Source organism: Mesorhizobium sp. P2_C7 (assembly GCF_056404515.1).
Genome location: NZ_JBFUDW010000001.1, coordinates 1035728 through 1052369, shown reverse-complemented (window position 1 = coordinate 1052369; position 16642 = coordinate 1035728). Strand labels below are relative to the sequence as shown.

21 protein-coding genes and 1 pseudogene are annotated in these 16642 nt (G+C 61.9%); 9 read left to right on the top strand and 13 right to left on the bottom strand.

Annotation, left to right across the window (positions count from 1 at the left end):
• Positions 1–190: pseudogene (locus AC1D2G_RS05085) on the top strand (hypothetical protein); the annotation flags it as partial.
• A 54-nt stretch (positions 191–244) separates the two neighbouring features.
• Entirely contained in the window at positions 245–451 is a 207-nt protein-coding gene (locus tag AC1D2G_RS05080) for a hypothetical protein (RefSeq protein ID WP_477412396.1), read from the top strand.
• Here AC1D2G_RS05080 and AC1D2G_RS05075 read toward each other — a convergent pair.
• The 5 genes from AC1D2G_RS05075 to AC1D2G_RS05055 form a co-directional block, all read right to left on the bottom strand.
• Positions 448–585 carry a hypothetical protein gene (locus AC1D2G_RS05075; protein WP_477412394.1) on the bottom strand — a complete coding sequence of 46 codons (138 nt, stop codon included), beginning with the start codon at positions 583–585 and terminating at the stop codon, positions 448–450. The genes AC1D2G_RS05080 and AC1D2G_RS05075 overlap by 4 nt on opposite strands.
• A 176-nt stretch (positions 586–761) precedes the next feature.
• Entirely contained in the window at positions 762–1670 is a 909-nt protein-coding gene (locus AC1D2G_RS05070) for a hypothetical protein (RefSeq protein ID WP_477412393.1), read from the bottom strand.
• Positions 1671–1896: 226 nt separating this feature from the next.
• Positions 1897–2154, bottom strand: coding sequence for a hypothetical protein (locus AC1D2G_RS05065; RefSeq protein ID WP_477412391.1), 258 nt, complete (start codon positions 2152–2154; stop codon positions 1897–1899).
• Entirely contained in the window at positions 2151–2483 is a 333-nt protein-coding gene (locus AC1D2G_RS05060) for a hypothetical protein (RefSeq protein ID WP_477412389.1), read from the bottom strand. The genes AC1D2G_RS05065 and AC1D2G_RS05060 overlap by 4 nt, the downstream gene beginning before the upstream one ends.
• Positions 2480–2797 carry a hypothetical protein gene (locus AC1D2G_RS05055; protein WP_477412387.1) on the bottom strand — a complete coding sequence of 106 codons (318 nt, stop codon included), beginning with the start codon at positions 2795–2797 and terminating at the stop codon, positions 2480–2482. The genes AC1D2G_RS05060 and AC1D2G_RS05055 overlap by 4 nt, the downstream gene beginning before the upstream one ends.
• Positions 2798–3064: 267 nt before the next feature.
• Here AC1D2G_RS05055 and AC1D2G_RS05050 point away from each other — a divergent pair, with 267 nt between their 5' ends.
• Positions 3065–3439, top strand: coding sequence for a VOC family protein (locus AC1D2G_RS05050; protein ID WP_457150950.1), 375 nt, complete (start codon positions 3065–3067; stop codon positions 3437–3439).
• A 65-nt stretch (positions 3440–3504) separates the two neighbouring features.
• On the opposite strand, the gene AC1D2G_RS05045 is transcribed toward AC1D2G_RS05050, so the two are convergent.
• Positions 3505–4614, bottom strand: coding sequence for a TRAP transporter substrate-binding protein (locus AC1D2G_RS05045; protein ID WP_477412385.1), 1110 nt, complete (start codon positions 4612–4614; stop codon positions 3505–3507).
• A 261-nt stretch (positions 4615–4875) separates the two neighbouring features.
• On the opposite strand from AC1D2G_RS05045, the gene AC1D2G_RS05040 reads away from it, so the two are divergent.
• Complete coding sequence (locus tag AC1D2G_RS05040) at positions 4876–5649, top strand: gamma-glutamyl-gamma-aminobutyrate hydrolase family protein (RefSeq protein WP_477412383.1); 774 nt, start codon at positions 4876–4878, stop codon at positions 5647–5649.
• A 78-nt stretch (positions 5650–5727) separates the two neighbouring features.
• On the top strand, positions 5728–5925 hold the full coding sequence (locus AC1D2G_RS05035; protein ID WP_477412381.1) for a hypothetical protein: 198 nt from the start codon (positions 5728–5730) through the stop codon (positions 5923–5925).
• Positions 5926–6139: 214 nt separating this feature from the next.
• Here AC1D2G_RS05035 and AC1D2G_RS05030 read toward each other — a convergent pair whose 3' ends face one another.
• From AC1D2G_RS05030 to AC1D2G_RS05015, 4 genes are all read right to left on the bottom strand, one after another.
• The gene (locus tag AC1D2G_RS05030; protein WP_477225150.1) at positions 6140–7138 is read right to left on the bottom strand and encodes a 2-hydroxyacid dehydrogenase; all 999 of its coding nucleotides are present in this window, start codon (positions 7136–7138) and stop codon (positions 6140–6142) included.
• Positions 7135–8157 carry a LacI family DNA-binding transcriptional regulator gene (locus tag AC1D2G_RS05025; protein WP_477412455.1) on the bottom strand — a complete coding sequence of 341 codons (1023 nt, stop codon included), beginning with the start codon at positions 8155–8157 and terminating at the stop codon, positions 7135–7137. Before AC1D2G_RS05025 ends, AC1D2G_RS05030 begins: the two co-directional genes overlap by 4 nt.
• A 124-nt stretch (positions 8158–8281) precedes the next feature.
• Complete coding sequence (locus tag AC1D2G_RS05020; RefSeq protein ID WP_477412379.1) at positions 8282–9166, bottom strand: DMT family transporter; 885 nt, start codon at positions 9164–9166, stop codon at positions 8282–8284.
• 200 nt (positions 9167–9366) lie between these two features.
• A complete protein-coding gene (locus tag AC1D2G_RS05015) occupies positions 9367–9774 on the bottom strand; it encodes a DUF2000 family protein (RefSeq protein WP_477412377.1) in 408 nt (135 codons plus the stop codon).
• Between the two features lie 49 nt (positions 9775–9823).
• On the opposite strand from AC1D2G_RS05015, the gene AC1D2G_RS05010 reads away from it, so the two are divergent.
• Positions 9824–10696, top strand: coding sequence for an AraC family transcriptional regulator (locus AC1D2G_RS05010; protein WP_477412375.1), 873 nt, complete (start codon positions 9824–9826; stop codon positions 10694–10696).
• A 22-nt stretch (positions 10697–10718) separates the two neighbouring features.
• On the opposite strand, the gene AC1D2G_RS05005 is transcribed toward AC1D2G_RS05010, so the two are convergent.
• The gene (locus tag AC1D2G_RS05005; protein WP_095084311.1) at positions 10719–11189 is read right to left on the bottom strand and encodes a MarR family winged helix-turn-helix transcriptional regulator; all 471 of its coding nucleotides are present in this window, start codon (positions 11187–11189) and stop codon (positions 10719–10721) included.
• 217 nt (positions 11190–11406) lie between these two features.
• Positions 11407–12138, bottom strand: a complete 732-nt coding sequence (locus AC1D2G_RS05000) for an intradiol ring-cleavage dioxygenase (RefSeq protein WP_477412373.1) — start codon at positions 12136–12138, stop codon at positions 11407–11409.
• Between the two features lie 194 nt (positions 12139–12332).
• On the opposite strand from AC1D2G_RS05000, the gene AC1D2G_RS04995 reads away from it, so the two are divergent.
• Both AC1D2G_RS04995 and AC1D2G_RS04990 read left to right on the top strand, forming a co-directional pair.
• A complete protein-coding gene (locus AC1D2G_RS04995; RefSeq protein ID WP_477412372.1) occupies positions 12333–13397 on the top strand; it encodes a CobW family GTP-binding protein in 1065 nt (354 codons plus the stop codon).
• A gap of 247 nt (positions 13398–13644) precedes the next feature.
• Positions 13645–14619, top strand: a complete 975-nt coding sequence (locus AC1D2G_RS04990; RefSeq protein ID WP_477412370.1) for a WD40 repeat domain-containing protein — start codon at positions 13645–13647, stop codon at positions 14617–14619.
• Between the two features lie 15 nt (positions 14620–14634).
• Here the strand turns inward: AC1D2G_RS04990 and AC1D2G_RS04985 are convergent, their stop codons facing one another.
• Positions 14635–15087 (bottom strand): hypothetical protein, encoded by a 453-nt coding sequence (locus tag AC1D2G_RS04985; RefSeq protein ID WP_477412368.1) that lies wholly within the window; start codon positions 15085–15087, stop codon positions 14635–14637.
• Positions 15088–15246: 159 nt separating this feature from the next.
• Between AC1D2G_RS04985 and AC1D2G_RS04980 the strand changes: the two genes are divergently transcribed.
• Positions 15247–16626, top strand: coding sequence for an aspartate aminotransferase family protein (locus AC1D2G_RS04980; RefSeq protein WP_477412366.1), 1380 nt, complete (start codon positions 15247–15249; stop codon positions 16624–16626).
• Positions 16627–16642 lie beyond the last annotated feature (16 nt).

The following is a 16642-nucleotide window of genomic DNA, read 5'->3' as shown; positions in this document are numbered from 1 at the left end:
GGACGGCACCACCGTCATTCGCTACCGCTCCATATTCAACCTCAGCCTGACGCGCTACGACCTCTATGTCAGCGGGCAGAAGCAATGCGGTCCTGGCGAGGTGGCTACTGGCGCAGGCGTGCCGACGACCGACACAGATTATTGCCCGGTCCATAAATGCATTGCGAGCAATCTCTTCGTGGCAAGGTAGCCGGCCAGGTCGAGAAGCTGAAATATCGACCGGCTCGGCCCAGGTCACGGCTCCATGCATATAGACGCCGCCGGCAGGCAGAGCTACATTTTAGCGATGCCTGATAAGCTTGGGACAACCTACGTCGTGAGCGTCTTTGAGAAGCCGCACTGGCGCACCGTGCTGACCACCAAGGACAAAGACAAGGCCTTGGCCATGGCGAAGGAGATCGGCGACAAGGTACGGATTGAGGAGATCACGCCGAAGGTGAAGAGGCGCTAGCGCAACAGCAAGTAGCCGCCCATGCCGGCCATCAGGAGGCAAGCAGCCATCCCGATCATGTCGCGCTGCCGGTAGCGCCAGACAGCGCCAGCGAGCATGGTGGCCGCTATGGCGGCGATGTAGAGCGTAATCATGCCGCTTACACTTTAAGGTCGAAGGTCCGGGACCGCAAAAAGGCGAAACCTATCAATAGACCTTCAAGCTGCACTCCACCGCCGGATGGCCGCCGGTTTTATGTTCGCCAGTCTTCTCGCCGTTCGCAAAGTTGGAAAATTGCACGTTGAACGTACGGGCATCGTCCTTCTGATATTCATACTGTGGTGAGCGGGTCTCTTGGGGCTGCGTGCCCTGGTTTTCCACCTTCGACCGGGTATCTTGAGCCATAGGAAACCTCCGAGGGGTTAAGGTGCGATGCGAAAAAATGCTTACGTCGGACCCATTTGAATCCTTCGTGCTTGGTAATGACCGCGATGTCAGTCTCGCCGCCAACCGTATCGGCGCCAGGCAGGAAGCGGACGAAGCGTTTGGTTGTCTCCACCAGAAAGTCCGCCAGATCGATGGCGTCCTGTACCGGCATTGCAGCATGAACGAACGGAACCTGCATCTGGTTCAATAGGGCGGTCGAAGCCGCGTCAACTTGAGCCGCGTCGAGGCCGGCGGCAGCGAGGACTGCTCTATGCTGCATGCTGACGCCCATCAACAGGCGGTAAATTGCCTCAGGCTGACCTCCCCAACAAACGCCTGCTTCGTCTCCTATCATGACCGGCGCTGCGCAGTCATGCGTAGTGCCGTCAATCTTCATCAGCCAACGTTCTGGCGTTTCAGCCCCGGACGAATATCCCCCAAGATAGAACGAAAAGTCCGAACTCGGTTTGTCGACAAGAGTCTGATAGCGTTCTTCGAAAAGAAACTTTCGTGCCTTGATGGCGACTTCTTCGATCGAGTATTTTTCAGGATTGAGCTTGTAAGGATCATCGCGCATAAGCGCTATCCTAAAGTCCTTAGCTAAGCTCGACATCGACGCAGCCCCGATATTGCCTAAGCCACAAAACATGGCACAAACTGGCAGCTCTCGATGGAGGTTAAAAACCTTATGTCCGTGCGGTAGCACGTTGATGATCTCTCTGCCGGATGGGTCAGTGCCGTAGTGCAAAGTTACCGCGCTGTCGGCAGCAAACACCAAGCATTCGTTGACCTGTACTCCCACGCAAATTGTCATTCTGCGAGCCCCCACCCCGAGCAAGAATGAGAATCTAGTTCGCTAATGATGTCAAATTACTTTTAACGAAAGTTATACACGTAGGGTTTCAATGACTTAGCTGCCGAATATGCGATGGGTTTGGGTGGGAATTTGTTCTCGCTGGCCGCGGTTTCTCGGCGGCTGGGCAAAATGAAAAGCCCGCCACCGTGAGGCAGCGGGCTCGATCGTTTCGTGTGCGGAATGATTAGGCTCGGCCGGCCGTGTGGACGGACTTCGTTTCCTCGGCCACGCCACGGTTGAGTTGTTCCCGCAMTGGCTTGAGGATGTCCATCGCATAGATCAGGACATAACTGATGGCATCCATGTCCTCGTTCGAAGCATTCGATGGCTCGGACTGGTGTGCGCAGATAGCGAGGCGCGCCACGCGAATTAGGTCCATGGCATGATCGACCTCGTCGACCGCTTCCGAGCCGGGATACTTGGGATTGAGCGGCGTCATCATATCCCGCTCTCCACCAGTGTTTCCTGAGATTCCAGATCGTCGGGCCACATGATGCGCTCGCCATAGATATCCGGGCAAGGCTCGGCATCCCCGCCGTCTTCGTCGTCACAGGTATCCTGCTCCAGATCATCAAGGCAGCCTAGCGACGGCTCTTCGTCGGCGCCGTCTTCCAGATCGCAATCTACCTCCATCAGGTCGAGCGCTGTGATCAGGGACATGGCGCGGTCTAGGAGGTCATTCAGCCGTTTCTCTACCGACTGGCGCCATTCGCGCGGGTCCATGCCCTTCGGCATTCCAAGGGGCTTCAGAATGGGCGTGTGGGCGTTCATGACAAGCCCCTATCGTGGTTTTCAAAGCAGATGCCGAGGCCAGTTGAGGCCGGCCAGACATGCGCCTTCCACAAGGCACGGGGATCGTCAGGGTGGCTGATGTCGGCCATCCAGTCGTCCATTGCATAGGCAAGTTCCCGAGCGAGGCGGTTTACCCGCTGGACCGGCAATTCACGCGGCAGGACGGGCGATGCCGAAGCCGCCGAAGCGATGGCCGGAACGGACGCGATTGCTCCAACAAATAGGCTTTCAGGCTGGTTAGAAAAGCGGTGCATAATCCAGTCTCCTTCGGTTGCATTTTCCTTGGGAAACACATTGGGAAGGCGACAAGCTATCGAAGCGATAATAACGCAAAATCAACGCTGTAGACGGCAAACAGACCGGTTCGGTAGTCCGGTCTCTTCCGTTGTTGAACGGAGGCCTGTTCACCGCATGATTTGCGGGAGAACCCACGGCCGGCAAGCGAGGCCAAAGCCCGCGAGCCGGTTGGGTCATGTCCGGATTTCCTGATGCCACGGCCCGCCGGTTCACGTCTGCAGCCACGCCTGTCCGCGCTTGAATCAACGACAGGACAAAGGACCATGAAACTGAACCATGCCAATCTCATTGCCACCGAAGTCGCGGCTCTTGCCGGCTTCTTCACCAGCCATTTCGGCTTCGAGCTTGTCGCCATGCGCGGCAAGGATGCCTTCGCGGTTCTACGCGGCACCGACGGTTTTTCCCTCAACCTGATGACACCAGGCAAGGGACGGGCAGCCAGCTATCCCGATGGTTTTCACGTCGGCTTCTTCGTCGGCAAACCGGACATCGTGCACGCAAAGCAGGCCGAGCTTGCCGATGCGGGCCTCGCGCCTGGCGAAGTCCAGGAGCTGACGCGAGGCGGCGTCAATTCGACCACCTTCTACTGCCTTGCGCCAGGCGGAATACTGATCGAGGTGAGTTCCTCGCCAGCCTGAAAGAAAGACCCCGGGCGAACGGGCCCGGGGTCCTTGAATGAATGCACTGGAGTCGTTTGCAGGGCCTACAGCTTGCCGTTGCGCTGCTGGACCATCATGAAGGTGTCGTAATTGTATTCGGCCACCTGCGCCCAGAGATAGTGCTCCTTGCGAAAGCCCTTGATCGATTCCCAGATCTTCTTGAACGGCGCGTTGGAGGCTTCCATTTCGGCATAGACCTCGTTGGCCTTTTCGAAGCAGGCGGCCATGATGTCCTGGCTGAATGGGCGCAGCTTCGCACCACCGGCCACCAGCCGCTTCACCGCTGCCGGGTTCAGATAATCGTACTTCTGCAGCATGTTGGCATCGGCAGCCTGGGCGGCGGTGCGCAGCAGTGACTTGTAAGCCGGCGAAAGCTCGTCGTATTTCGCCTTGTTGAACATCAGGTGGACGGTCGGACCGCCTTCCCACCAACCGGGATAGTAGTAGTAGGGCGCGACCTTGTAGAAGCCGAGCTTCTCGTCGTCATACGGGCCGACCCATTCGGCGGCGTCGATGGTGCCTTTTTCCAGCGCCGGATAGATGTCGCCGCCGGCGATCTGCTGCGGCACGACGCCGAGCTTCTGCACCACCTTGCCGGCAAAGCCGCCGATGCGCATCTTGAGGCCGGACAGGTCGGCAACCGTGTTGATCTCCTTGCGGAACCAGCCACCCATCTGCACGCCGGTGTTGCCGCCCGGCAGGCCGAAAAGGCCCTGCGTGGCGAGAAACTCGTTGAACAGGTCAATGCCGCCGCCATGGTAGTGCCAGGCGTTCATGCCGCGCGCGTTGAGCGAAAAGGGAACCGCCGCACCGAGCGCCCATGTCGGGTCCTTGCCCCAGTAATAATATGCCACCGTGTGGCAGGCCTCGACCGTGCCGGCCGTGGTGGCGTCGGCGGCCTGCAGGCCTGGAACGAGCTCGCCGGCGGCAAAGACCTGGACCTGGAAGTTGCCATCGGTGGCTTCCGACAGCATTTTGGAGAACACCTCGGCGCCGCCATAGATGGTGTCGAGCGACTTCGGGAAGGACGACGCCAGCCGCCACGTCACCTTGGGATTGGACTGGGCTATTGCCGGCGCTGCCAGAGTGGCCGCCGCCGCTGCAGCACCGACGCCGGTAACACCAGCCTTGCGAATGAATGAACGACGATCCATGAAGTTCCTCCCTTTTGGACCAATAGACCGACGTTCGGAAAATCCTCGCTTCCGTGCCGGTTGGCGCGAAACAATACACAGGCAAGAGGTCGAGTCCAGCGCGGCGGCCCGATTTGACGGCGAAGCCCAGCCGCCTTGCAACTATAGTCTAACAGGCTGTTTCGTGGCCCATGCGACACGTGAAACTTGTCATGGAAAAATGGCGGCGGATCGCCTATTTTGGAAGCAGGACACCCTTTGCAGATGGAAAACAGAGCCAAAATGCATCAGCCGCTCGTCGCCATATCGACCGACGTACGTCAGTTCGACAACTACACCTGGCATGCCGCCCCGCGGCAATATCTGGAGGCGGCGATTGCCGGTGCCGGCGTGTTTCCGGTGCTGGTGCCATCGTTCGGCGACAGGCTCGACTTCGACGAACTTCTGTCGTCGGTCGACGGGGTCATGGTCACCGGGTCGAAATCCAATGTGCACCCCTCGCTCTATGGCGGCGACGCCAGTGAGGCCAATGGCCCCTACGACACGGCGCGCGACGCCACCACGCTGCCGCTGATTCGCAGGGCGATAGAGCGCGGCGTACCGCTGCTTGCCATCTGCCGCGGTATCCAGGAGATGAACGTGGCGCTCGGTGGCACGCTGGGCACCGAGATCCAGGAGCGCGAGGGTTCGTTCGACCACCGCGCGCCGGTGAGCGACAATCAGGATGAGCGCTTCGCCATCCACCAGACCATTTCGATCAAGCCGGGCAGCTGCCTGGCTGGCGTGTTCGGTGCCGGCGACATCAAGGTCAATTCGTTGCACCGTCAGGCGATCGACCGGTTAGGCCCGAAACTGCAGATCGAGGCGGTCGCCGGCGACGGCACGGTTGAGGCGGTTTCAGTGCGCGACTCCCGCGCCTTCGCCGTCGGCGTGCAATGGCATCCGGAATATTGGGTCAACTCGGACAGCAACTCGGTCAAGATTTTCCGTGCCTTCGGCGATGCCGTGCGACTGCACGCCGTGGCGAAAGCTGGTGCGCGCGCCGCCGCGGAATAATCAGTCCCTAAAATCACCTGTCGCCGCCAGCGACAGCAATGGTGCGGCCGGCGCATAGGATTTGTAGCAACCGCGAAGGTGACGATCGGATCGACGCCATTGGCGCTGAAGGCGACCGTGCCGTCCTGTTCCTGGCGCCAGAACTTTGCCCGCTCGATACCGGGCAAGAGCCGGCGGCAGTTCGGCCCCATCGTCAACAGCGACAGGTCATCCGAAACCGACGCACCGCGCGTGACCGCGCAGTTGCCTTGGTCGCCATTGGCCACCAGCCTGTAGCTGTTGGATGGTGCGACCGCATCGGCGGCACTTTCACCGCCGCCGTCGTGAAGCAGATGAAAGCTCCCAAACAGCGCGGCGGCAGCTGTCACGAGGGAAAGCGTTTTTATCATTCTTCATCCTCGAACACGGACAGGATGAAGAATGATTTCAGATGGTTAAGCGGACGTTAATAAGTGTGGCAACCTGCCGCCTGTCCGGACGGAAAGGCGCTTCACGCTTTTCCTGGAATAGCTTTGGCCTTCACATTCACAGTCTCCGGCACCGGCGTCAGCGGCCGCCGTTCGGTGAACCAGGAGACCAGATTGTCGACGCAAAGATCCGCCATTGCGCGCCGTGTATGGTCCGAGGCCGAGCCGACATGCGGCAACAGCGAGGTGTTCGGTGCGTGGAGCAGCGCCTTGGGCACGTTCGGCTCGTCGGCAAAGACATCGAGCCCTGCGGCGGCGATGGTGCCATTGGCGAGCGCTGCCGCCAGCGCTGTCTCGTCGACCGTGCTGCCGCGGCCGATGTTGACGAAGACGCCGTTGGCGCCGAGCGCCGACAGGATTTCGGCATTGACCGCCTTCTCCGTCGAGGCGCCGCCGGGCGCCACCGAAATCAGCGTGTCGACCGCTTCGGCGAGGCCCTTCAATGTCGGGTGGTACTGGTAGCTCAAGCCTTCGACCCGGCGCCGATTGTGATAGGCGACCGACAGGCCAAAAGCTTCCAGCCGCCGGGCAACCGCTTGGCCGATGCGGCCCATGCCGAAAATACCGACCTTGCGGCCACGCAAGGTCAGCCGGCTCAGCGGATAGTTGCCCTTGCGCAGCCAGCTGCCGTCACGCAGCCAGGTCTCGGCGCGCGGCAGGTCGCGGATGGTGTTGATCAGCAGCCCGATGGTGGTGTCGGCAACCTCTTCGGTCAACACGTCGGGCGTGTTGGTGACCATGATGTTTTTGGCGGCCGCATGGCCGACATCAACCGAATCATAGCCGACGCCGAAGGAGGCGATGAGTTCGAGATTGGGCAATGCATCCATCATCGCCGCATTGATGCCGGCGAACGAGGCAATGCCACGCACGTTGCTGCGCATCTCGTCGGTGACCAGCGCCGGATCGGCTCGTTCGATCTTGACTCGCTTGAAGGTGCTGTCGATGCGCTTGATTGCATGATCGTTGAAATCGCCCGGCACCAGAATGGCGACGGTCTGCAATTGCTCGGCCTTGGTCATGCACGCTCCACCGGCTTGCCGGTCGACTGGCGCACATGCAGTTCCGGCTTGATCAGTTCCTGCGACGGCCGCACCGTCTGCCCGTTCAACTTGTCCAGCAGCGCGCTGGCGGCGCGGCGTCCAACCTCGCGCTGGCCGTTCCAGACGGTGGTCAGCGCAGGCGTCGCAATTGCCGCCTCTTCGAGATCGTCATAGCCGGTGACCGAGATGTCGACGCCCGGCACCAGGCCGGCACGCGCGATGCCGTTCATCAGGCCGATGGCGACAAGGTCGTTCCAGCAACAGGCGGCCGTCGGCTTGTCCTTCAGCGCCAGGAACTGCCCGGCGGCCTCGAAGCCGGCCTGCTTGGTGCGCGGGCCGGCGATGCGCCAGGACGGCCTGACCTCCAGCCCAGCCGCCTCCATGGCGTTGATATAGCCCTGGTAGCGATCGCGGCCGGTCGAGGTCTGGTCGGTGCCGCCGATCATGGCGATGCGCTTGTGGCCGAGCGAGATCAGATGGTTGGTGGCGAGCCCGGTGCCATAGGCATCGTCGCCGCGAAAGACCGGCACGTCGGCGCCCTCGACCGTGCGTGCGATCAGCACCGCCGGCAGGCCGTTCTCCTCGGCCATCAGGATGTCGGAAGCCGGCGTGCCGATGGCCGGCGACATGATGACGCCGTCGGCACCGAGCTGCAGCAACGTATCGATGAAGGTGCGCTGCTTCTCGAGCTGGTCATAATGGTTGGACAGGATGAAGGTCTGGCGGCTGCGGTCGAGCTCGCTTTCGATCGAGCGCAGGATCTCGGCGAAGAACGGGTTCATGATGTCGTGGACGACGACCCCGACAATGCCCGAACGCGAGGTGCGCAGGCTGGCGGCGCGTCGGTTGTAGATATAGCCGATGGCGCGGGCATGTTCCTTGATGCGGTCGCGGGTGGTGCCGGCGACCAGCGGGCTGTCGCGCAGCGCCAGTGACACCGTGGCCGTGGAGACGCCGAGCGCATCCGCGATCGTCGAAAGCTTGATTTTCTGTGCCAGCGACCTGTGCTCCCCGACCGGCTTCAGTCCTTATGCACGTCGTTGTCCCGAAACTGGTTCCCACTTTTGGGCGACATGCATTAAACAGTTTAAAGGCGGCGTTATGCCATCGATCGGCAGTAAATCAAAGTTTTTTTGCCAACGCCTCCGCTTCGACATCGGAGGCCGCGCGGCTCTGCAGCCGAAGCCGATGCTCGCGATGAACGATGTAGAGGCCGCTGGCGACGATGATGGCGGCGCCGACCAATGTCCAACGGTCGGGAAACTGCTTGAAGACGATCCAGCCGGAAATGATCATCCACACCATCTGCGAATAGGGATAGGGCGCCAATGCGGTGGTCGTCGCAAGCCGGTAGGCCTGGACCAGCAGCCAGTGGCCGACGCCGCCGAACACGCCCAGCATGAGCAGGACGAACCAGTGCCAGCCATCATGCGGCAGGGAAAACGAAAACGGCAGCAGGGGCAAAAGCAGCACCGCCGGCGCCAGTGCCGAGAACAGGATCAGGCTTTCCGACGTCTCGCTCGCCGACATGCGGCGCGTCATGATGACGTAGAAGCAGTTCGACAGCATTGAACCGAGCGCGAAGAGATGCCCGATGCCGAAAACGCCGACGCCTGGCCGGGTGATGATCAGAACCCCGGCGAAGGCGGCCAGGATCGCCAGCCAGCGCCGCCAGCCGGCCCATTCGCCAAGCAGCGGGCCGGCAAGTGCGGTGATCACCATCGGCCCGAAGAAATAGATCGAGGTGGTTTCGGCCAGTTGCAGGGAGCGTAGCGCCAGGATGTTGAACATGGTCGATCCGAACAGGAACAGACCACGCAGAACATGGGCCGGCAGGTTGACCGGGCGAAACCGCACCGGTTGCCGCCAGCCGCGCAAAAGCGTGCCGACCAGCACCACATGCACGGCAAATCGCACCCAGGCGACGATCAGTACGGATACGCCGGCCAGGACGAGATATTTGCTGCTGGTGTCGAGGAAGGTGAAGAAGATGTAGGTGGAAAGCATGCAGAGAATCGCCACCGGGGGCGTTGCGCTTTCTGGATGTCTTTGGGGAGCACTCACTTGCAGGCCGGATGGGAAGCTGGGCTGGAGCCCACCTTTGCGGGAAATGCCGCTTGCCGGCAAGCCAATTGTCGGCTGCCACCACGCCAAAGCCGGCTGGCACAACAACTGCAGCCGGTAGGCTTAGTTCCAGCTCTCCGGAACTAAGGGTGCATGCGGGCGCCCTTGGTGATCTTGTCGACCACCTTCTTCTCGGCGCGAAGCGCGATACCGACCACCCTGGCGTCTTCAGGTGCGAATTCGGCGAAGACTGCACGGTTGGCCGCGTCGTGGCCGGTCGCGAACATCTCCTCGACATAGAGCGAGGTCGTCACGCCACGCTCCAGCGTGCGCCGGTTGATTGTGGCCAACGTTGCCTGGTCGGCGGACAGCACGATGACCGGCTGGATCGACAGCGGATTGTAGAGATTGCCGGCGCGGTCGCGGTAGGGTTCGCCGATGATGTCCGGGAATTGGGCGACGATGCCGCTGGTCAGGAAGGCGGTGACGTTGAGTTTCTGCCAGACCGGCAGATCCTGCCTGAGCACGATTGCAAATTTCGTATCGAACATGAGACATTGACCATTCGAGCTGTGCCCCGATACGAGGCTGAAGGAGAAGATGTCGCACGATCTAAACAGCAGGGCATTCGAGGGTCTTGGACGTTTGTGCGTTGACGCGGCGGAGAACTGCATCATCTCCGCCTCCGATCCGGCCGGCATGGAGCGGATCGAGGCGCGGTTCCATGGCAGCGCCTTCGACCTGCATCGCCACGACACCTATGCGATCGGGGTGACGCTGCATGGCGTGCAGCGGTTTCGCTACCTCGGCGCGACGCGCCACAGCCTGCCTGGCCAGATCATCGTGCTGCATCCCGACGAATTGCATGACGGTGGTGCTGGCACCGAGGACGGATTGCGCTACAGCATGCTCTACCTGGAACCGTCGTTGATGCTCGACTGCCTTGGCGGCGCGTCTTTGCCCTTTGTCAGGGACGGCGTGCTGACGGACGATAGCTTCTGCACGACGCTGCTTTCGGCGCTGGGGCCGCTGGAGGAGGAACTCGACGAGCTGTTCGTTGCCGACTTCCTCACCCAGTTGATGCAAAGCCTGACCCGGCATGCCGGCCAGCCGGCGAAGCCGATTGCCAGGACGGCGTGGCGGGCGGCTGCGCTGGCCCGCGACTATCTCACGGAGAATTTCGGCCGCCCCGTCTGCTCGGGCGAACTGGAGGCGATCACCGGGCTCGACCGCTATGCCTTGTCACGGCATTTCCGGGCCGCCTTCTGCACCAGCCCGCATCGCTTCCTGGTGATGCGCCGGCTTCAGAGCGCGCGGCAGATGATTGCCGCCGGCGAGCCCTTGGCGCAGATCGCCATCGAGGCCGGCTTCAGCGACCAAAGCCATTTTATCAGGCAATTCAAGAAGGCTTATGGCATGACGCCGGGGCGCTGGTCATCGCTGATCCAAGGCGCTGCAACGGAGGCGGCTTGATTGTCGCGCCGGGACCAGGCGATCAGTCGTCCGTCTCGGCGTCGTCGTCGATCAACACCAATTCCTCGTTCGAGAGGTTGGCCTCGATACGGGCAAGCAGCTTGAACAGTGCCTTCTGGTCCTTCTTGTCGAGGCCCTTCAGCGCCTGCTTTTCGGTCTTCTTCACCGATTTCTCGATAGCGTGGATGATGTCGCGGCCCGTGTCGGTGAGGAAAATATGGGCTTGGCGAGCATCGGCCGAGGAGGCGCGCTTTTCCAGAAAGCCCTGCGCCTGCAGGCGGTTGATGGTCTTGGTGATGGTCGGCGGGCGCACGCCGAGGCGTCCGGCGAGATTACCCGGCGTCTGGCCGTCTTCACGGTCGAGCGCCAGCATGATCTGGTCCTGGCCGGCATAGAAGCCGTGTGCCAGAAGCCGCGCCGCGAGCGCGGTTCTTGCCAACCTTGCTGCCGAATGCAGCCGGCTCATTGTTGCAGTCTTGTCCGCCTTGGCCATGGTCATCCCTCTTCGGCCGTACCGGTGCGGTCAGCATAGACTCAGCCGGCCGGTTGGCAATCGACTATCAAAAAGATTCCGGCGCTCCAAACAGCTTTGCCGGCAAGCATTGCGGTGTCCGCCGTGGCTAATGCCAGATGTTTATTTCAGTTAGATGACAAACGACTTTTCGCGAGCGGAGTTTTCGCCGCGGACCAGATGCGTGAGGGAATGCCGCTCAGCCGGGCTTCACCGCCACGATCATCAGCGCCTGATAGGCATCCTCAACCTCGTGCAGTGCGGCCCGCAACAGCGGTCCGGCCTGCCTGGCGATGCCGTCGCCAGCGTTCGAGGTGTCACGGTTGCCGGGCCTGTCGTTGTATGGCGCGACAGTGGTGAAGATCTGGTCGCTGACGCTGTCGGGGAAGAACAACTGCCCGGTCATCACGGAATTCTCGTCAGGGAAGACCTTGAAATGGATATGGGTAGTGCGGCCGTGATACCAGCCGGGATAGATTGTGGCGAAGGAAACGATGCCGCTTGCATCGGTCTTCTGCCAGCCACGCAGGAACGTCTGGCCCGACGTGTCGACATCACGGCCGTCACCTTGTCCCGCGTACCCCGAATAGGCACCTTGCGCATCGCAATGCCAGATGTCGACGCGGGCGCCGGCAAGCGGCCGGCAGGTCGCGTCGACGACCTGCAGCCTTACGGTGAGGGCAACGCCCTTCTTGCCTTCAGTGACGTCGGCACGTTCGAGTTTCGGGTCGAAATAGAACGGCCCTTCGGTCACCTCGGGCGTGATGGCGCAAACGCCGGCGCCGGATTGGAACAGGGTCAGCCCGGCATAGGACGAAGACTGGGCGGCGATTGCCGCGGCCGGCAGGAAGGCACCACCTCCGGCAGTCACCGCGATCAAGCCGAGCGCCTTACGCCGGCTCAATGAGATGGAGAATGGCTTTCCGGACATATCGTGCCTCTCGAATTGGCCCCCGTCTCCTGATCTAGGCTGTGACGGCGGCTACCGCCAATGAAAATTCGGCAATGCCGGCAAGCCGGTTTGGCCCATCGGTTTGCCTCGTGCAAAAGCCCGGCACACGTCCTATATGGATCCGACAATCCCTTTTCGAGGCCTTTCAAGGCTCAGATTTTTCGAGGCAAGTCATGAGCGACGTACAGACGCAGATCCCCGTAACCGTTCTCACCGGCTATCTCGGCGCCGGCAAGACGACGCTGCTCAACCGCATCCTGTCGGAAAACCACGGCAAGCGCTACGCCGTCATCGTCAACGAGTTCGGCGAAATCGGCATCGACAACGAACTGATCGTCGAATCCGACGAGGAAATCTACGAGATGAACAATGGCTGCGTCTGCTGCACGGTGCGCGGCGACCTGATCCGCGTCGTCGAAGGCCTGATGCGCCGGCCCGGCCGTTTCGACGCCATCGTGGTCGAGACCACCGGCCTCGCCGATCCGGTGCCGGTGGCGCAGACCTTCTTCATGGACGACGATGTGCGCTCCAAGACCAGGCTCGACGCGGTGGTGGCGCTGGTCGATGCCAAGCATCTGCCGCTGCGGCTCAAGGATTCCAGGGAAGCCGAGGACCAGATCGCCTTCGCCGACGTCGTCGTGCTCAACAAGACCGACCTCGTCACCCCCGAAGAACTCGCCAAGGTCGAAGCGACGATCCGTGCCATCAATCCGGCGGCGAAGATCCATCGCACGACGCGCGCCGGCGTCGCCTTGACGGAAGTGCTCGACCGCGGCGCCTTCGACCTTTCAAGGGCGCTGGAAAACGATCCGCATTTCCTCGAGGCGCATGACGATCACGACCATCACGACCATGACCACGACCACGACCACGACCATCATGATCATGACCATAATGGGCATGACCACCACCATCACGCGCATCCGTCCGACATCCATGACGTGACGGTGCAGTCGGTGTCGCTGCGCGGCGGCGAGATGGACCCGAAAAAGTTCTTCCCGTGGATCGAGAAGATCACCCAGATGGAAGGCCCCAACATCCTGCGGCTGAAGGGCATCATCGCGCTCAAGGGCGATGACGAGCGCTACGTCATCCAGGGCGTGCACATGATCATCGAGGGTGATCACCAGCGCGCCTGGAAGGACGGCGAGAAGCATGAGAGCCGGCTGGTCTTCATCGGCCGCGAACTCGATGCCGAGCGGCTGAAGAAGAGTTTTGACGCCTGCCAGGCTGCCTAATTTTCCAATCAGTTTCTGGCGCTAGCGCTGGCCTTCCTTCTCCCCTTGTGGGAGAAGGTGGCCGAGCGAAGCTCGGTCGGATGAGGGGTGCTCCAGCTTGGCAAACCGCAATCCGTGCAGCACCCCTCAACCGTCTTGGCGCTGCGCCAATCCACCTTCTCCCACAAGGGGAGAAGGAAACGAGCGCGGTCGCCCGTGATTGAGACGGAAGAGGCGCAAACAGAAATCTCGAATGGAATAGTTGTAGATGCCCACCGTCGCCCCGCTTGATCTCGAAGGCCATTGCGTCGCCGCCGTCTTCCTCGGCGACGTGCCGCATTTCGCGCTGGCCGATGGTGCCGTCCATCGGCTCGACCATGGCCACAAGACAATTCAAGCCAATGACGGGCTGCTCGCCGCCTTCCACGATGCGGCCAATGACCGGCTGATCACCGGCGGCGAGGATGGCAAGATTTTTTCTGTCACCGCGGGCGGTAGCTTCCAGGAACTGGCGAGAGCCGGGAAAAAATGGATCACCAGCGTCGCCGCCGGACCGCAGGGCGCCATCGCCTATGCCTCAAGCAAGAACGCCTTCGTGCGTTTCGCCGACGGCAAGACCAGGGAATTTGCCCATCCGCGTTCGGTCGAGGGGTTGGCGTTCTCGCCCAAGGGCATGCGCTTTGGTGTTGCCCGCTACAATGGCGCGACGCTGCATTTCCCGGCCACCGAAGGCAAGCCGGCGGAGCTCGAATGGGCCGGCGCCCATACTGGCATCACCTTCTCGCCCGACGGTGCGTTCCTAGTCACCACGATGCAGGAGAACGCCCTGCACGGCTGGAAGCTTGCCGACGGCAAACACATGCGTATGAGCGGCTATCCCGGTAAGGTCAAAAGCCTGTCATGGAGCGCGAAAGGCAAGTGGCTGGCGAGTTCCGGTGCACCGGCGGCGATCGTCTGGCCGTTTTCAGGCAAGGACGGCCCGATGGGCAAGGCGCCCCTGGAACTCGGCACGCGCGGCAACGCCATGGTGACGGCGGTCGCCTGCCACCCGAGCCAGGATGTCGTCGCCGTCGGCTATGATGACGGCATGGTGATGGCAGTGCGCTTCAGCGACGCCAAGGAAGTGCTGTTGCGGCGACCGGGCAAGGGCGCCATCACCTCGATGATGTGGGACAAGGAAGAGCGCCGCGTCGCCTTCGGCAGCGCGGCCGGCGATTGCGGCGTCATCGACATCACGGCGTAATTTCAAAACGGCGGATCACTCGGCGCCGCAGGATACCTTGCCGGTCAGATCGGTGGTCTTGCCATCGCCGTCCTTGTCGGCGGTGCTGTCATAGACGGCAAGCGTGTACTGCCCGTCATAGACACCTTCATCGCTGGCCTTGGTCAGGATCGTCAGTTCGACGGAACTGAAGGTCTGGGCCACCTCGTGCTCATGATAGATGTTCAGCCGCAGATCCTTGTCGTCGAGCCAGTACTGGGTGAGGTTGGCATCCTCGAACACGGTCTTGCGCAGATGGTCGTCAGCGGGCCTTGCCTTGATTTCGAGGTCGCCGCGAAAGTTGAAAGTCGGGCCGCCCATGCCTCTGGTGACACCGGCGCCGACCTCGAATGCCACCGCCGCATCGTCGACGTTGCACCAGATGCCACCGGAGGCGCAGGCCATACTGGCCGACAAAAGCAGCCCCGTCGCGCAAATGATCGTCCGCATTTTTCCCCCCGCGTAGGCCCAATGCCGCCCACATTTGGCGCTGACTTCCGGATCAGCGTCAAGCGCTGTCACCACCGGCTGAGCCAATGCAGGACAGACGCGCGGCCGATTGCGGTCGCGGACATGGATTGGCTAAGAGGGACGACCAGAGGGGTTTTCATGCATAGCGGCAGTTCAAGGACATCCATCGGCGGCATCGATCGCGATCGCATTGCCGACCTGCTGGAGATCGAGGCGGCAGCCTTCCGCAAGGCGCGGCCGAAATCGCAGGCGAAGGTCGGCAATGGCCTGCCCGGCTTCTTCGGCGGCGTGCCGATGCACTGGATGAACGACTGGCCGACGCCGTTTCCGATCCTGGTCGACAGAGCCAGGGGCGCCACCATCACCGATATCGACGGTATCAGGCTCGACGATTTCTGTCTGGGCGACACCGGTTCGATGTTCGGCCATTCGCCACCGCCGGTGGCGCGCGCCATTCGCCGCCAGGCCGGGCGGGGCCTGACCTATATGCTACCCTCCGAAGACGCACTCGCCATCGGCCCGCTGCTGCAGCAGCATTTCGGCCTGCCGTTCTGGCAGATCGCGACGACGGCGACCGATGCCAACCGCTTTGCGCTGCGGGTCGCCCGCGCCGTCACCGGACGCGAAAAGATCCTGGTCTTCAACGGCTGCTATCACGGCTCGGTCGATGAGACGATGGTGCGGCTGGTGGATGGTGTTCCGGTCAACCGGCCGGGACTGGCGGGCGAATTCCGCGACCTGACCCGCACGGCGAAGGTAATCGAGTTCAACGATGTCGCCGCACTGGAGGCAGCGCTTGGGGACAAGGATGTCGCCTGCGTCATCGCCGAGCCGGTACTGACCAATTCCTGCATGGTGCTGGCCGATCCGGGCTTCCATGACGCGTTGCGCAGGTTGACGCGCGAAGCCGGTACGCTGCTGCTGATTGACGAGACGCACACCATCTCGACAGGCCTGGGCGGTTACACCAGGAAATACGGGCTGGACCCGGACTTCTTCGTGCTGGGCAAGCCGATCGCCGGCGGTGTGCCCGCCAGTGTGTGGGGCATGAGCGACGGTGTCGCCTCGCGCTATGCGGCCTACAACAGGGCGAAGGAGCCGGGTTATTCCGGCATGGGCACGACGCTCTCAGCCAATCCGCTGCAGTTTGCGGCGATGCGCGCCACGCTCGAAGAGGTGATGACCGAAGAAAATTATGCCCGCATGGACCATCTGGCGCGGCGGCTCGACGCCGGGCTGACCGGCGTCATCGACCGTTATCGCTTGCCCTGGCATGTTGCCCGCGTCGGCGCCCGCGTCGAGTTCATCTGTGCGCCCGGCCCGCTGCGGAATGGCGCCGAGGCCGAGACGGCGCATGCGCCGGAACTGGAAGCGGCCATCCATGTCGCGCTGGTCAATCGCGGCGTGCTGATCGCGCCCTTCCACAACATGATGCTGATCTCGCCGGCGACTACCGCTGCTCAGGTCAACCGGCTGATCACCGCCTTCGGCGCGGTTGCGGCAAAGCTTGCGGCATGAGACAAGCGGCTAACAC